Annotated in this window: 13 protein-coding genes and 1 pseudogene; 7 read left to right on the top strand and 7 right to left on the bottom strand. The window is 67.9% G+C overall.

Features of this window, described 5'->3' with window-relative positions:
• Positions 1-125: 125 nt before the first annotated feature.
• On the bottom strand, positions 126-497 hold the full coding sequence (locus tag ACWGSK_RS08395) for a hypothetical protein (protein WP_358506984.1): 372 nt from the start codon (positions 495-497) through the stop codon (positions 126-128).
• Between the two features lie 98 nt (positions 498-595).
• A complete protein-coding gene (locus tag ACWGSK_RS08390; protein WP_358506983.1) occupies positions 596-1,087 on the bottom strand; it encodes a hypothetical protein in 492 nt (163 codons plus the stop codon).
• 490 nt (positions 1,088-1,577) lie between these two features.
• Here ACWGSK_RS08390 and ACWGSK_RS08385 point away from each other — a divergent pair, with 490 nt between their 5' ends.
• Complete coding sequence (locus tag ACWGSK_RS08385) at positions 1,578-2,120, top strand: TetR/AcrR family transcriptional regulator (RefSeq protein WP_358507066.1); 543 nt, start codon at positions 1,578-1,580, stop codon at positions 2,118-2,120.
• 109 nt (positions 2,121-2,229) lie between these two features.
• On the opposite strand, the pseudogene ACWGSK_RS08380 reads toward ACWGSK_RS08385, so the two are convergent.
• A pseudogene (locus tag ACWGSK_RS08380) lies at positions 2,230-3,426 on the bottom strand (RNA-guided endonuclease InsQ/TnpB family protein); the annotation flags it as partial.
• A 28-nt stretch (positions 3,427-3,454) separates the two neighbouring features.
• Here ACWGSK_RS08380 and tnpA point away from each other — a divergent pair.
• From tnpA to rsgA, 4 genes are all read left to right on the top strand, one after another.
• On the top strand, positions 3,455-3,871 hold the full coding sequence (gene tnpA / locus ACWGSK_RS08375) for an IS200/IS605 family transposase (RefSeq protein WP_358506979.1): 417 nt from the start codon (positions 3,455-3,457) through the stop codon (positions 3,869-3,871).
• Positions 3,872-4,167: 296 nt separating this feature from the next.
• Complete coding sequence (locus ACWGSK_RS08370) at positions 4,168-4,938, top strand: MHYT domain-containing protein (RefSeq protein WP_358506977.1); 771 nt, start codon at positions 4,168-4,170, stop codon at positions 4,936-4,938.
• Between the two features lie 127 nt (positions 4,939-5,065).
• On the top strand, positions 5,066-5,941 hold the full coding sequence (locus tag ACWGSK_RS08365; RefSeq protein WP_452455511.1) for an MHYT domain-containing protein: 876 nt from the start codon (positions 5,066-5,068) through the stop codon (positions 5,939-5,941).
• A 268-nt stretch (positions 5,942-6,209) separates the two neighbouring features.
• Positions 6,210-7,325 carry a ribosome small subunit-dependent GTPase A gene (rsgA, locus tag ACWGSK_RS08360; RefSeq protein WP_452455510.1) on the top strand — a complete coding sequence of 372 codons (1,116 nt, stop codon included), beginning with the start codon at positions 6,210-6,212 and terminating at the stop codon, positions 7,323-7,325.
• Here rsgA and ACWGSK_RS08355 read toward each other — a convergent pair.
• The gene (locus tag ACWGSK_RS08355) at positions 7,322-8,245 is read right to left on the bottom strand and encodes a TatD family hydrolase (protein ID WP_358507064.1); all 924 of its coding nucleotides are present in this window, start codon (positions 8,243-8,245) and stop codon (positions 7,322-7,324) included. The two genes, rsgA and ACWGSK_RS08355, sit on opposite strands and share 4 nt — an antisense overlap.
• Positions 8,246-8,334: 89 nt before the next feature.
• Positions 8,335-10,200 carry a methionine--tRNA ligase gene (gene metG, locus ACWGSK_RS08350; protein WP_452455509.1) on the bottom strand — a complete coding sequence of 622 codons (1,866 nt, stop codon included), beginning with the start codon at positions 10,198-10,200 and terminating at the stop codon, positions 8,335-8,337.
• Positions 10,201-10,481: 281 nt separating this feature from the next.
• Here metG and ACWGSK_RS08345 point away from each other — a divergent pair, with 281 nt between their 5' ends.
• Both ACWGSK_RS08345 and secD read left to right on the top strand, forming a co-directional pair.
• Entirely contained in the window at positions 10,482-10,940 is a 459-nt protein-coding gene (locus ACWGSK_RS08345; RefSeq protein WP_452455508.1) for a hypothetical protein, read from the top strand.
• 142 nt (positions 10,941-11,082) lie between these two features.
• Entirely contained in the window at positions 11,083-13,758 is a 2,676-nt protein-coding gene (gene secD / locus ACWGSK_RS08340) for a protein translocase subunit SecD (RefSeq protein ID WP_452455507.1), read from the top strand.
• An 86-nt stretch (positions 13,759-13,844) separates the two neighbouring features.
• Here the strand turns inward: secD and ACWGSK_RS08335 are convergent, their stop codons facing one another.
• Complete coding sequence (locus ACWGSK_RS08335) at positions 13,845-14,507, bottom strand: AIM24 family protein (RefSeq protein WP_358506965.1); 663 nt, start codon at positions 14,505-14,507, stop codon at positions 13,845-13,847.
• Positions 14,508-14,596: 89 nt separating this feature from the next.
• Complete coding sequence (rsmI, locus tag ACWGSK_RS08330) at positions 14,597-15,472, bottom strand: 16S rRNA (cytidine(1402)-2'-O)-methyltransferase (RefSeq protein WP_358506963.1); 876 nt, start codon at positions 15,470-15,472, stop codon at positions 14,597-14,599.
• Positions 15,473-15,543: the final 71 nt, after the last annotated feature.

The raw sequence follows: 15,543 nt of genomic DNA, 5'->3' as shown, positions 1-15,543 counted from the left end.
CTGCGGTTCGGGGGGATGGTCGACGACATTCTCTCCCATCCGTGGCGAGGTGGGAAAGCGCCTGGGGAGAGCCGACCGGGACGGTGGGGGCGGGCCCGGACCCACCCACCGTCCCGGGACCGGCCTCAGATCTCCAGGGTCTCCTCGATGCCCTTGAGCCGGTGCCTGGCCAGGGCGAGGTTCCCGCGGGCGCGGTCCATCGCCAGGTAGAGGAAGAGTCCCTGCCCCTTGCGGCTGGTGAGGGGCCGGATGACGTGGTATTGCCCGGACAGGGTGATGAGGATGTCCTCGATCGCGTCGTTCAGGCCCAGTTGGTCCATGGTCCGCATCTTGGCCCGGACGACCTCGGTGTTGCCCGCGGCGGCCACCGTGAGGTCCAGGGACTTGTTCGAACTGAGGGTGCCCAGGGCCATTCCGCTGCTGTAGTCGACCACCGCGGCCCCGACGGCGCCCTCGATCTCCATCATTTCCTTGAGTCCGGCTTCGATGTTGGGCATGTCCTTCTCTTTCCTTTGGTTGATTCGGCGCAGCTCTCTCCGGTCGGCGATCCAACGACGCAGTCCCGGACCCCGGTGGCGCGGGGGCGAACCACCGTTCACGCGACCACCGTTTCCGCTTCGGGCCGCTCCACCGAAAGGGCGCGCAGCCCGGATAGGACCCGTTCCAGCATCGGTCGGTCCAGGGTGACCAGGGCCCTGGGCCTGATCGGACGGCCGTGGCCACGGCGGGGCGGGTGGGTGTCGTGTTCGGGTGGTTCGACGTTGTCGGCCAGGTCCCGCAGTCTGCGCAGGGCGATCCCGAGATTGCCCTGGTCGCGCTCCACGCGGACCTGCACGCAGTAGTGCGAGCCGCGAAGGACCGCGTACAGCACGTGGTGGTCGACCTCGGTGACCACCACGTCCTCCACCGTCTGGGCGGCGCAGAGCGGCCCGCCGGCGATGGCCTGGAGCATCGCCGCCGCGCCCGAGGTCCCGTCGTCCTCTCCGACGTGGGACAGGGCGCGGTCGCCTCGCCAGTCGACGAGACAGACACTGCGTACGCCAGGGGTCTGGAGCATCTCCCGCATCTGTTGGTCGATGGCGTGCACGGCGTTCCTTTGTGAGGGCGGAGCCGATCCGGTCGGCCCACGGGCGGAATCGAACGATGTCCCGGTAGCGGACGATTCGAGAATAAGACGCCATCGTCCTTCTCGCAGGCTTTTCCGGCATTTAATATTTACGCACCTTCTGGCCTGCCATTTCGCGGAAAAGAAGTAAGTGGCGTTTGATTCTCAGAATGCGTTCTGTGGACTTTTCGGCCAGTGTCGGCGAATGAGGTCCGTTGTTCTGTTTCGGGACTTTCGCTCACGGAACGCAAGGCACACGAACAGGCCCTAGGGTGTGTTACCGACCGTTCGTTCAGTAGGCCGATCCGGTCGACACGTGGGAGGACCCGACCTTCCACGCGCTCCAGCCCTCCGCCGCAAGGTAGGTTCGACAACCGTGGCCCGAACTTCCGCACCCGACGACCCCGCCGCACGCTCGACCGGACGGCGCCGCTCCGGCCGCCCGGGGCACGACGCCGACTCCGTGCTGCGCGTGGCCGCCCGCGTCTTCAACGAACGCGGGTATGACGGCACGAGCATGGAGGACCTGGCCCGCGCCCTGGGTGTGACCAAGTCCGCGATCTACCACCACGTCTCCGGCAAGACCGAACTGCTGCGTCGGTCGCTGGACCTGGCGATGGACGCGTTGTTCGAGGTGACCGGGGAAGAGGGCGCGACCACCGGGCGGGCCATCGACCGCCTGGAACACGTGATGCGCGGCAGCGTCCGGGTGCTGGTCGAGGAACTTCCGCACGTGACCCTGCTGCTGCGGGTGCGAGGCAACACCGACGTGGAGAAGCGGGCGTTGGAGCGCCGGCGTCGCTTCGACCACCTGATCGCCGATCTGGTACGCGAAGGCGTGGTCGACGGCGACATCCGCAGCGACGTGGACCCCGCGGTCGCCTCACGTCTGCTGTTCGGCATGGTCAACTCGATCGTCGAGTGGTACAAGCCCGACCGAGGACTGGCCTGCGAGGAGATCGCCGACGCCTTGATCCGCATCGCGTTCCAGGGGATGCGCGCGCCCAAGGATTGACGTCCTCCCCGCCGTGAACGACGGGGATTCCGACCCGCCCTTGTCGGGCAGGTGGCACTACGCGCCTCACAGCGCGCACTGGTTCCTGTTTCCCTGGGTCCTGCCAACCTCAAGCGGCTGGTCTTACAGTCCCTCCACAGGCGTTTGACCTGTCGGCCCGTCCGGCCGCCAGGACGATGCGGGCCGCGTTCACGTCCCGATCGTGGGTGGTTTCACACGCCTTGCACGTCCATTCCCGTACGTGCAAGGGTTTGGGTCCATCGATGGCCCAGCATTCTGAGCAGGTTTGTGAGGAGGCCAGGAACCGGTCGACCTTGGAGAAGGAGCGCCCGTACCTGGTGGCCTTGTACTGAAGCATGTTCACAAATGCCGACCAGCCGGCATCGTGCACGCTCTTGGCCATCCGGGTGCGTCCCAGCCCCTGCACCGACAGATCCTCCACGTGGATGGCTTGGTTCTCGCGTACCAGCGTGGCGGACAGCTTGTGGTGAAAGTTCCGACGGGCATCGGCCATCCGAACGTGAGCGCGGGCCACCTTCCGACGGGCCTTGGCCCTGTTGTTGGAGCCCTTGGTCTTGCGGGAGAGTGCTCTCTGGGTTCTCTTCAGCTTGCGTTCGGCACGGCGCAGGAACCGCGGGTTGGTGATCTTCGTTCCGTCCGACAGCACCGCGAAGTGCGACAATCCCAGATCGATCCCGACCTCCGGCGTGGTCTCGGGCAGTACCTCATCGGCGTTTGTCTGGACCACGAACGAGGCGAAGTACCGATCAGCGGCATCCTTGATCACGGTGACCGAGGTCGGAGTGGACGGCAGCTCGCGTGACCACACCACCTTGATCTGGCCGACCCTGGGCAGGGACAACTTCCCAGGGGCGGTGATCTTCCATTTGGCGTTGTTGGTGAACCGGGCCGACTGGGTGTTATCACGGCGCGATTTGAACCGAGGCGCCCCCACCTTCGCGCCTTTGCGCTTTCCGCTCTTGGAGTCCTCGTGCGCTTTCCACGCCTTGTCCAGGTCCCGCAACGCCTGCTGGAGCGGGACCGAGGACACCTGCGCAAGCCATTCCCGTTGCGGGGTCCGCTTCGCTTCGGTGATCAGCGCTTTGGACAACTCGGTGTTCTTGGGTACCCGCTGGTAGGGGCCCTGGGCGGTCCGTGCCTTGGGGGAACCGAGCAGCTTGTTCGACGCCTTCACGGGATTCTGGCGTTCCAGAGCGTCGTTGAACACCACTCGCACACACCCGAACAAGCGGGCGAGCGCGGCGCGCTGGTCCCTGTCCGGGTAAAGGCGGTAGGTGTATCGAAGCTACATGCTCGCATTCTATCATTGGTTTATGGCCAATGAGAGCAATGTCAGGGCTGGTAGACACTGTGTTTTCGCGATGCACGCGCACTTGGTTTTCGTGACGAAGTATCGGCATGAGGTCTTCGCCGACCGCCACCTGTGGCGGATGGAGGAGGTCATGCGGGCGGTGTGCGCCGACTTCGAATCAGAGTTGGTGGAGTTCAACGGCGAGGTGGACCATGTCCATCTGCTGGTGGACTTCCCACCCAAGGTCGCGGTATCCAAGCTGGTCAACAGCCTCAAGGGGGTGTCCTCGCGTAGGTTGCGTCAGGAGTTCCCTGAGCTTGAGCGCCACTACTGGCGAGCCAAGCGGTTGTGGTCGGGGTCCTATTTCGCCGGGTCGGTCGGGGGTGCGCCGATCAGCGTCCTTCGGCGGTACATCCAGGACCAGAAACGCCCGTCCTGACGGACCGGCGCAGGTTCGGATCCGATTCACCTCCGGCCTGAAGGCCGGAGCACTCTCGGATAAAACAGGTAGCCCTGGGGGTCAAGCGAACATTCGCCCCACAGCAACCCATTTGGTGATAAAAACCACATATTCCGAGTGAACCGAAAACGGCTCCCCCAACGGCCGCGCGCTTCCGTCGGCCCGCCGAGGCCCGGGCCACGACCCCTTACGCTCTCCGCGCCCGACGCCCCTGAACAGGCATTTTATCCTGAAGGCTAAGGATTCACCCTTTTACGCCCAGGGACGCGGAAATCATGATCGACCACTTCAACACCGGATTGCTGACGCCGATAGGCGCCTACGCGGTCTCCGTGATCGGATCCTTCATCGGTTTGATGTTCGCCCGCCGCCTCCGAACGTCCACCGGCGCGGCCCGGTGGTGGTGGCTGGCCCTGAGCGCGATCTGCCTCGGGGGTACCGCCATCTGGTCGATGCACTTCATCGCCATGCTGGGCTTCCAGGTGCACGGCACCCCGATCCGCTACGACGCCGGGCTCACCATAGCCAGCGGGTTGCTCGCGATCTTCGTCATGGCCGTGGCGCTGTTCCTGATGAGCACCGAACCGAACAACACCCGTCTCCTCATCAGCGGGGTGATCGCGGGCTCCGGGATCGTCTCCATGCACTACATCGGGATGGCCTCGATGCACATGCACGGCGAGATGCACCACGATCCCCTGTTCGTCGTCCTGGCGACGGCGATCGCCCTGGTCGCGGCCACGGTCGCCCTCTGGTTCTCCTGGCGGCTGCGCGGCACGCTCAGCATCCTGGCCGCCGCCCTGGTGATGGGTGTCGCGGTCTCGGCCATGCACTACACGGGCATGTTCGGCGTCGACGTCACCCTGACCGAACGCACCACCGACACCTTGGCCGGCTCGACCGGCATCGACCTGCTACTGCCGCTCGTGGTGGGCCTGTTCGTGTTCCTGCTGGTGTGCAGCCTGCTCCTGATGCTGGGGGTGGAGGACGGCGCGGATTCGAACAAACGCGGTTCCCATCGCCGGTCGATCGAAAACCACGGCTGACCAACTGGCCGAAAGTGGTCACGAAATCCGTCTTCACACCTCTGGCGGGGATTACGGTCGGTCTCTACCATCTGTGATTGCTGGTCACATTTGTGACTGGAGTCATAGAAAGTAGAGGCCTGCGGCCATGGCCGACATATTCCCCCAAGGTCTACTCACCCCCGCCCTCGCCTACGCGGTCTCCGTCATCGGTTCCTTCCTCGGGCTGGTCTTCACTGCGAGGGCCCGTCGTTCGGCCGGTCTGGTCCGTTGGCAGTGGCTGATCCTGGCGGCGCTGTCCCTCGGTGGTATCGCCGTGTGGTCGATGCACTTCATCGCCATGCTGGGACACACCATCCCCGGGACGATCATCAGGTACGACCCGCTCCTGACCCTGGTCAGCGGCGTCGTACCCATCCTCGTCATGGGTCTGGCCCTGCACCTGGTCATCCAGAACCAGAGCAACGGACGCCTGCTGCTGTCCGGAACCCTGCTCGGCGTCGGCGTCGTCTCGATGCACTACACCGGCATGGCGTCGATGAACCTGCACGGGGAGATGCACCACAACGCCCTCCCCGTCGTCGCCTCCTGCGTCATCGGCCTGGTGGCGTCCACCGTGGCCCTGTGGTTCGCCCGGAACCTGAAGCACAACGGCGCCATCTTCGGAGCATCCCTGGTGATGGGGCTCGCGGTGTCGGCCATGCACTACACCGGTATGGCCGGACTGCACGTCGACAGCCCGGAGATGACCCACTACGGAGCCCCGGAAGGCGTCAAGGCCACCGAGTTGGCCCTTCCCCTGATCGTGAGCCTGTTCGTCTTCATGCTGATCTGCAGCCTCTTCCTGCTGCTGAGCGGCGACGAGGACGACCGTCGGGACTACACGCGCCCCTCCCACCGCTCCACCGAGCACGCCGTGCTGCGAAGCCAGGAGGACTACGCGCCCCGGCACGGCTCCCCCGTCGCACCCCTGGACCAGGAAACCCCCCGCCCGGGTGACGACGTGTGGACCAGGAACCGCTGAACCGGTTCCGCACTCGCGTGGTGCCCCGGGACCGTGAAAACCACTGGCGTCCCGGGGGCACCACGGCCTAGGCTCGTCTCGAATCGAACCGGGCGCGCACCGCGCCGGCCACACCGGTTCCCGCCCCTTTCCGCGGGAGAAGAAGAGAGGAGCACACGATGCCCGTCCTCGTGTCCACCCCCCACAACGGCACCTCTTTCATCTCCCGCGAGTCCTGAGCCGCCGCACCTCGACGGCCCCGACTCGCGCCGTACCAAGAAGAGACGACGTGAGTCAGCACAGCGAACACACCGGCACGACCGGCCTGCCCGAACACCCTCTGACCCGGCTGGGATGGAACCCGCGGGTCTCCGCGGCCTTCGACGCCCTGACGTCCCCGCACCACCTGCGACCGGCCCGCGTCATCGAGGCCCGACGCGGCGCCGTCGCCGTCCACCTACCCGAGCCCGCCACCGCCGACCTGTCACCCGAGGTGCGCAGGGCCGCCGAGTCGGACCGTTCCACCGCGCCCACCGGCGGCGACTGGGTGGCGGTCCGCCGCTCCGGTGACACCTGGGTGGTCGAGGCCGTGCTGGCACGTACCGGGACCCTGGTCCGACAGGGCGTGGCCAAGGACTCGCACGACCAGGTCCTGGCCGCCAACATCGACGTCGTCCTCATCTGCGAGGCCGCCGACCAGGGCCCCAACGTGGGCCGACTGGAGCGGTTCCTCAGCCTCGCCTGGGCGAGCGGTGCCACCCCGGTCGTGGCCGTCACCAAGTCCGAACTGGCCGGGGATCGGCTTCCGGACGTCCTCGAACTGGTCCGGGCCGTCACCACCGGCGCGGACGTGTACGGCGTCAGCGCGCACACCGGCGACGGACTGCCCGACCTGGCCGCCCGACTGAGCGCCGGTGACACGTGGGTGCTGTTGGGCACCTCAGGAGCCGGCAAGTCCAGCCTGCTCAACGCACTGGCCGAGCGGGAGGTGATGGGGACCGGCGAGATCCGGCAGGACAGCCGAGGCCGGCACACCACCACCCACCGGCAACTGGTCACGATGCCCGGTGGCGCCCTGTTCCTGGACATTCCGGGGGTGCGTCGAATCGACGTTCCCGGGGGCGAGACCGGGGTCGATCGGACCTTCGCCGACATCCACGCCCTGGTCGAGCGGTGCCGGTTCCGGGACTGCTCACACGGAAACGAACCCGGTTGCGCGGTCAACGCCGCCGTCGACGAGGGCGAACTGGACGCGGCCCGGTTGGACCGCTGGTTCCGGCTGCGTCGGGAGGCCGAGTGGAACCGGAGCCGCAACGACTCCCGACTGCGCGCCGCCCGTCGTAAGGAATGGAAGCGGAAGGACCGTCAGGGCCGCGAGAACGCCTGGCGCAAACGAGGGTTCTAGAAATCGAAGGCGCGACGGGCGTTGTCCGCCACGATGGTGGCGAGCTCGTCCTCGTCCATCCCCTTGACCTCGGCGAGCACGCGCAGCGTCAGCGGAATCAGGTAGGGCGCGTTGGGTCGGCCCCGGTAGGGCTTGGGGGTGAGGAAGGGCGCGTCGGTCTCCACCAGGATCGACTCGGCGGGGGCCGCGCGCGCCGCCTCGCGGAGTGATTCGGCGCCGGCGAAGGTGACGTTGCCCGCGAAGCTCATGAAGTAGCCGTGCTCGGCGCACACCTTGGCCATCTCGGCGTCGCCGGAGAAGCAGTGGAAGACCACCCGTTCGGGGGCGCCCTCCTCCACCAGGATCCGCAGGACGTCCTCGTGCGCCTCACGGTCGTGGATCATGAGCGCCTTGCCGTGCCTCTTGGCGATGGCGATGTGTCGGCGAAAGGACTCCTCCTGGGCACGCGCGCCCTCGGGCCCGGTCCGGAAGGTGTCCATGCCGGTCTCCCCGACCGCGACCACCTCGGGGCGACCGGCCAGGGCGTCGATCTCGGCGAGTTCGGCCTCCAAGGCCTCGATGCCACCGGCGGGACGGGCCTTCTCCGTCCAGTCGGTGTCGTCGGCCTCCACACCCTCGGCGCCGTCGCCGTGCACCACGCGCGGGGCCTCATTGGGGTGCAGGGCCACCGCGGCCCACACCTTCCCGGGGTACCGCTCGGCGACCTCGACCGCCCAGCGCGAAGAGGACAGGTCCACGCCCACCTGCACCAGTGGGGTCACGCCCACGGCCTCGGCCGCGGCGATGATCTCGGGGACCTCGGGGGACTGCATGTCCATATGGGTGTGGCTGTCGGCCACCCGTACCCGCAACGCCTCGGGCGCCGCCGGAGGAGTCTGCGCGTTGCGCTCCTTGACCGCCTTGCCACTGCGCTTGCCCACGTCGACCTTCCTCCGTCGTCCCTCGGTCATTGGAGATTCCCCGCGGGCCCCGAGGTGTTCTCGGGGCCCGCGGGTACTCATGTGCTCGATTACTCGGTGTCGCCGGCCAGGCGCGCGAGTTCCTCGTCGACCACGGACGGGTCGAGCTTGGTGAACAGCGGCTCCGGGCGGCTCAGCGGGGTGCCCGGGACGATCGGCGTCGAGGCCCACCGGGCGTCGTTGTCGGCGTAGTCGCCGGTGATGACCGGGTAGTCCACCTTCTCCTCGGAGTCACCGATGGTGTCGTGACCCGACTCGATCCGGGGCATGCCGGTCCAGGTCCCGGTGCCACCCAGCATCGCGTACACCTTGTTGGCGGCGACGGGCAGGAACGGGGTGAGCAGGGTGTTGGCGTCCTGGACCAGCTGCAGCGCCACGTGCAGAACGGTGGCCATCCGCTCGGGGTCGGTCTTCTTCAGCGCCCACGGAGCCTGGTCGGAGATGTACTTGTTGGCCTCGGAGACGGTGCGCATCGCCTCCTGCAGGGCGGCCTTGAACTGTGAGCGCTCCAGGCGGGCTCCGACGGTGTCGAAGGCGGCCTTGGAGTCGGCCAGGACCCCGCGGTCCTCGTCGGTGAGCTCACCGGCGGCGGGGATCTCGCCCAGGTTCTTGGCGGCCATGGAGATGGACCGGTTGACCAGGTTGCCCCAGGCCGCGACCAGCTCGTCGTTGTTGCGGCGCACGAACTCGGCCCAGGTGAAGTCGGTGTCCTGGTTCTCCGGTCCGGCGGCCATGATGTAGTACCGCAGCGCGTCGGCGGAGTAGCGCTCCAGGAAGTCGCGCACGTAGATCACCACACGGCGCGAGGAGGAGAACTTCTGCCCCTCCATGGTGAGGAACTCGCTGGAGACCACCTCGTCGGGGACGTTCAGCTCGCCCAGCGTTCCGACCTCACCGCCCCGGTCGCCCTTGCCGCTCGCGCCTAGCAGGATGGACGGCCAGATGACCGAGTGGAAGACGATGTTGTCCTTGCCCATGAAGTAGAAGGACTCGCTGTCCTTCTCCTGCCACCAGCGCTTCCAGGCGTCGGGCTCGCCCACGCGCTCGGCCCACTCGATGGACGCGGACAGGTAGCCGATGACCGCGTCGAACCAGACGTACAGGCGCTTGTTGGCGTTCTCGCTCCACCCCTCCAGCGGGATCGGCACACCCCAGTTGAGGTCACGGGTGACCGCGCGCGGCTGGAGGTCCTCCAGCAGGTTCAGGGAGAACTTAAGGACGTTGGGCCGCCACCCCACCCGGCGCCCACCACCATCACCGGACGGCTCCGAGGCGGTCACTTCCTCTTCCTTGCCCTTGAGCCACTCGGTGAGGATCTCGGCGAAGGCGGGCAGGTCGAGCATGAAGTGCTCGGTGTCCGTGAACTCGGGGGTCTCCCCGTTGATCCGGGACCGCGGCGAGATCAGGTCGATCGGGTCGAGCTGGTTGCCGCAGTTGTCGCACTGGTCACCGCGGGCACCGTCGTAGGCACAGATGGGGCAGGTGCCCTCGATGTAGCGGTCCGGCAGGGTGCGGCCGGTGGAGGGGGAGATCGCGCCCTTGGTGGTGCGCGTGAAGACGTATCCGTTGTCGTGGAGCGTGGTGAACAGCCGCTGGACGACGGAGTAGTGGTTGCCGGTGGTGGTGCGGGTGAACAGGTCGTAGGACAGGCCGAGGGCGACGAGGTCCTCGGCGATGATCCGGTTGTAGCGGTCGGCCAGCTCGCGGGCGCTGACGCCCTCCTGGTCGGCCAGCACCTGGATGGGGGTGCCGTGTTCGTCGGTACCGCTGACCATCAGCACGTTGTTCCCCGACATTCGCTGGAAGCGCGAGAAGACGTCCGAGGGGACCCCGAAACCGGAGACGTGGCCGATGTGGCGCGGGCCGTTGGCGTAGGGCCAGGCGACCGCGGTCAGGATGTGGCGATTCGACGACATGACCCAAGCCTAAAGCCGGCCGGGGTGTACGCGGGCCGCCTCCCTGGCCACGGCGCCGATTCCCCGATGTGGCGGCGCTTCCCGCCCCTTCCCCCGCTCCTCCGCCCCGGGCTTCCCGGACGGTCGGCCGCATACGTTCCGGCAACGGTTGTCCACAGGGCGGCCGGCAGTGATTCCCCGGGGTGGGTCCCTGCCCTTATGCTCGGCTCAACGACGTCGAGTGTCACCGGAGCGCCGACGCGGAACGACAGAGAGCGACCCTCCAACCCGGTCCCGAGGCGGTGGTCACCACGGATACCCGTGCCATACCCCGTCCTGCCCGGAACACCGCGTCCCTGATCGCCGGCGTGGTGTTGATGGTCGTGCTGTCCTTCCCCTTGGCCGCCGCGCCGTCCGGTGATGGGGAGGCTCTCCCCTCCTCGGTCGGTTCGGCCGACGCCCCGGCGACCACCGCCGACTCCGGCCCCTCCCCCTCCGCCAAGGAGGCGGGCAAGGAGGTCGGACCCTACGTCGACCCACAGACGGTCGCGCTCGGGCCACCCGCCTCCACCTGCGATCAGCGGTTGGTACTGCGGGACCTGCCCGACGCGATCCCCTCTTGCGCCCTGCGCCTGGCGGTGTGGGACCAACCCTGGTGGCCGCTGCCCCTCCCCCTTCACGACCCCGTTCCCGAACAGGTCGACGCCGAGGGGCTGCCATCCACCCGGGCGCCCCCTCTCACCGCGCACACCACCGTCTGACCAACCCGGTCGGTCCTCACCCGTCTCGTACGGGTCCGGGCCCTCGCACCCCCCGTTCGGTCCCGGGCCTCGCGCCGCGCGCGAGCCGTCCGGTGCCCGGGCACGCGACCGGTTCCACCATCCGCAGTGAGAGGTTCACCCCTTGTCCAGTCAAACGGGAGCGGGAGCGCGCTGGACACGCGCGCTCATCTCCCTCCTCGTCATCCTCGTCGCGTTCGGCGCGGCGTGGTTCATCCCACCGCGCCTGGGTCTCGACCTGAGCGGCGGTACGCAGATCGTCCTCGAAACCCAGGACGGCCCCGACGGCACCGCCGCCGACTCGGAGAACACCGACAAGGTCGTCGAGGTGCTGCGTCAGCGCATCGACCGTCTCGGTGTGGCCGAGGCGAACATGTCGCGTTCCGGTGAGAACCGGATCATCGTCGAACTACCCGGCGTACAGGACCCGGCGGAGGCCGCGCAGATCGTCGGCCAGACCGCCCAGCTGTCCTTCCACCCGGTCCTCGGCGTGGGCGAGTCCGGCGGTGGCCAGGGCGTCCAGGCGCCCCAGGGTGGAGACTTCGCCAACCCGCCGGCCGACGAGGCCCGCGCCCCCTCCGACGGCGAGGGCGAGGCTCCCGCCGAGGGTGGGGGCGAAGCCCCCGCCGGTGGCGAGGGCGGCGAGATGACGCAGGAGGAGATGGAGGAGATCCTCGGCGGCATGGGCGGCGACCCCGGTGGTGGCGGCATGCCCCAGGCGCCCGCCGGTCCCCCCGCGGAGAACCCCGAGGACGTCGCGGTGACCCTGCCCGACTCCGAGGGCACCATGCTCCAGCTGGGCGAGGCCGCCATCCAGGGCGACCGCGTCTCCAGCGCCGAGGCCGGCCTCGACCAGGTCAACCGCGCCCAGTGGGTCGTCAACGTCGCCTTCCGCGGCGAAGGCCGTGACCAGTGGCAGGAACTGACCGGGCAGGCCGCCTGTTTCCAAGAGGGCGACCCACGTCGCCGCGTCGCGATCGTCCTGGACGACCAGGTCATCTCGTCCCCGCAGGTGACGGCGGAGACCGCCTGTGAGGTGGGCATGGCCGGCGGCCAGACCACCATCAGCGGCGACTTCAACAGCGAGACCGCCGAAGAGCTGGCCGTGCTGATCGAGGGTGGCTCGCTGCCGCTGCCGGTCACCGAGGTCCAGCGTCAGACCGTCGGTCCGACCCTCGGCGCCGCCGCCATCGAGGCCAGCGCCATCGCCGCCATCCTGGGCATCGCGTTCACCGCGCTGTACATCACGGTGGTGTACCGCATGGTCGGTTTCCTGGCCTCCCTGGCCCTGGCGTTCTACACCCTGATCGCCTACGGCGCGTTGGTGGCCATCAGCGCCACACTGACGTTGCCGGGTCTGGCCGGTTTCGTGTTGGCGATCGGTATGGCCATCGACGCCAACGTGCTGATCTTCGAACGGGCGCGTGAGGAGTACCAGCGCCAACAGCAGGTCTACGAGGCGAACAAGGCCTCCGGCATGAAGGAGTCCGACAAGGAGGGCAAGGAGGGCAAGGAGACCGGCGCCCTGGCCCGTCGCCGTCGCCGCGCGGTGCCGCCCAACCTGGAGAAGGCTTTCGTCCAGGGCACGCAGAAGGCCTGGAGCGCGGTCCTCGACACCAACGTCACCACGATCCTGGCCGCCGCCCTGCTGTTCTTCTTCGCCTCCGGCACCGTTCAGGGCTTCGGTGTGACCCTGAGCCTGGGCACCATCGCCTCCATGATCTCCGCGCTCGTCATCGCGCGCGTGTTCGTGGAGTGGGCGGTGCGTCGAACCGTCATCAAGAAGCACCCCTCGATCAGCGGCATCAACCGCATCGGCAAGGTCCGCAGCTGGTTGGTCGAGAAGAACCCGCAGCTGATGAACTTCCGCCGCGTCGGACTCATCGTCGCCGCGCTGATCGTGGTCACCGCGATCGCGGCACCGTTGGTCCGCGACACCAACCTCGGTGTCGAGTTCACCGGTGGTCGCGTCCTGGAGTACGAGATCACCGGCGAGCAGGACCTGTCCATCGACGAGGCCCGAGGTGTCATCTCCGCGCTCGACTTCGCGGGTTCGGACACCGCGGTGGTCCAGGAGTCCGGTGACGGCGACCTGTCCGTCCGCACCGGCGACATCTCCGACACGGAGGCCAACGGCATCACCGAGGCCATCGCCGAGGAGACCGGTGGCGTGGACCTGATCAGCGACGAGCTGATCGGTCCGAGCATGGGCGACGAGCTGCGCAACCGGGCCCTGATCGCGCTCGGCGCGGCCCTGGCCCTGCAGATGATCTACCTGGCCTGGCGTTTCCGCTGGTCCTTCGGTGTCTCCACCATGGTGTCGCTGGGCTTCAACATGCTGTTGGTCGTCGGCCTGTTCATCTGGCTCGGCAAGCCCATCGACGGGGTCTTCCTCGCCGCGATCCTGAGTGTCATCGGGTTCACCGTCAACGACTCGGTGGTGGTGTTCGACAGGGTGCGAGACGAGTGGGCGAAGGACGACAAGTCCTCGTTCACCGAGATCGCCAACCGCGCGATCCTCAACACCCTGCCGCGTACGGTGAACACGACCGTCGGTGCGTGGATCATCCTGATCTTCCTCACCTTCCTCGGTGGGTCCTCGCTCCAGGACTTCTCCATCGCCATGTTGGTCGGTCTGTCCACCGGTGTGGTCTCCACCGTGTTCGTCGCGGTACCGATCGCCATCTGGCTGCAGAAGTGGGACAAGACGCCCGCGCCGCACGTGATCAAGGAACGCAAGGCCAAGCAGAAGGTGGCGGCCAAGGCCGCCCGCGACGCGGACGACGGAGCGGTCGTCTAGGGCGCGCCTTCACCGGCCCGAGAAACGAGGGGCCCCGAACCGCCCAGGTCGTGCGGTTCGGGGCCCTTCTCCTGTGCGCGGTCCGCTCAGCCGTTGGTGGGGGTCGGTGCGCCCTCGGAGCCCTGGACGAGCACGAAGCCCTGCCCCTGCAGAGCGAGCTGGAAGGCCTCACCACTGCCGCGCCCGATGATCGCTCCGGCCTTGACCGTGCTGCGGATGTCGGCCTGCAGGGAAGTACTCCAGGCGACGGCGGCCTGGGTGTCGACGAAGGTCGGCTGATCCACGTTGAGCAGCACCGGGCTCCCGTGGCAGGCCACGGCGATCCGGCCCCGCCCGGTGAAGACCGTGTTGAAGAGTCCTCCGGCCACCATGCCGCCGAACCCCTGCACCTTCTGGATGTCCCAGTTCAGGGTGGGCTCGAAGGCCAGGACGTTGGCGCCGTTGACGGTGAGGGACTCCTCCTCCAGGTCGATCAGGTGCACGTCCCAGGCCTCGTGGGCCAAGAACACGTCCCCCCGCCCGGACACCTTCATCAGTGGCAGGCCCTCGCCCGTGAACGCCTTCTTCATGAACCGGCCGACGCTGCCCGCGCCCTGGTACGCGAACTCGACCTGCCCTTGGTAGGCGACCATCGCGCCCTGTCGGGCGTAGAACTCACCGTTGAGCCCCACTCTCAGCATCTTGCGGTTCTGCAGGTGCATCCCCGGCTGCTGGGTCTCCTGGGCTTGTTGGAAGAGCTCACTGCGCATGTGGGAATCCTCTTTCGTCACTTCGGTCTCAGTGCTGTTCGACGCACCGACCCGGGAGTTGGTTTCCCCGGCGGTCGTATCCGCCGGGGTCACTCCGCCTCGACGACACCGTGGACCAGGTCGTAGACACGGCGCTTGGGCACACCGGTCTCCTTGGCGACCCGGACGATGGCCTCCTTGCGGCGCATCCCCTCGTCCTCCAGCTCCCCCACGGCGACGATCAGGTCGGTGTCGCTCGTGCTCTCCGCGCGAGGCCGGGCGCCCTCCACCACCACCGAGATCTCGCCGCGCACACCGTCGGCGGCCCACTCGGCCAGCTCGCCCAGGCCGCCCCGGCGCACCTGTTCGTAGGTCTTGGTGAGCTCACGGCAGACCGCCGCCCGGCGTTGGGCGCCGAACGCCGCGGCCATCGTCCGCAGGGTGGCGGCGATCCGGTGCGGGCTCTCGAAGAAGACCATCGTCCGGCGCTCGTCGGCCAGCTCCTCCAGGTAAGGCCTCAGGCCCTTGCGCGGTGGGAACCCCTCGAAGCAGAATCGGTCGGTGGGAAGTCCGGAGACCACCAGTGCGGTGGTCACCGCCGACGGCCCCGGGATCGAGGTGACGGGGATCCCCTCCTCGGCGCAGGCCGCCGCCAGGCGGTAGCCGGGGTCGGACACCCCCGGCATCCCCGCGTCGGTGACGACCAGGACCTCCTCGCCCCGCCGCAGATCGGCGAGGAGTTCGTCTCCTCTGCGGCTCTCGTTCGCGTCGTAGTAGGACACGACGCGGGCACCGGACTCACCACCGAGGCGGATGCCCGCACGGGAGGCGAATTGACGCAATCGACGTGTGTCCTCCGCGGCGATCACGCGCGCCCCCTCCAGCGCGTGCAACAGCCGAGGTGGCGCGTCCTCCAGGTTCCCGATGGGCAACCCGGCCAGGACGAGCCTTCCGCCCGGCTGTGTTCTCTCGACACCCTCAACCACTGTGATCCCCGTCCTGTCGCGCTACGGTTGGCCATGATCGAACCATCCGAAACCCGGTTTCACGGCCCGCC

It is taken from the genome of Nocardiopsis sp. NPDC055551, assembly GCF_053619415.1.
This window is presented reverse-complemented; position numbering and strand designations above follow the sequence as displayed.

Coding starts and splice junctions, on each gene's coding strand:
- metG (WP_452455509.1), bottom strand. CDS start 10,200: ATGTCGTCGAATCGCCACATCCTGACCGCGGTCGCCTGGCCCTACGCC.
- ACWGSK_RS08365 (WP_452455511.1), top strand. CDS start 5,066: ATGGCCGACATATTCCCCCAAGGTCTACTCACCCCCGCCCTCGCCTAC.
- ACWGSK_RS08370 (WP_358506977.1), top strand. CDS start 4,168: ATGATCGACCACTTCAACACCGGATTGCTGACGCCGATAGGCGCCTAC.
- tnpA (WP_358506979.1), top strand. CDS start 3,455: ATGGCCAATGAGAGCAATGTCAGGGCTGGTAGACACTGTGTTTTCGCG.
- ACWGSK_RS08395 (WP_358506984.1), bottom strand. CDS start 497: ATGCCCAACATCGAAGCCGGACTCAAGGAAATGATGGAGATCGAGGGC.
- ACWGSK_RS08335 (WP_358506965.1), bottom strand. CDS start 14,507: ATGCGCAGTGAGCTCTTCCAACAAGCCCAGGAGACCCAGCAGCCGGGG.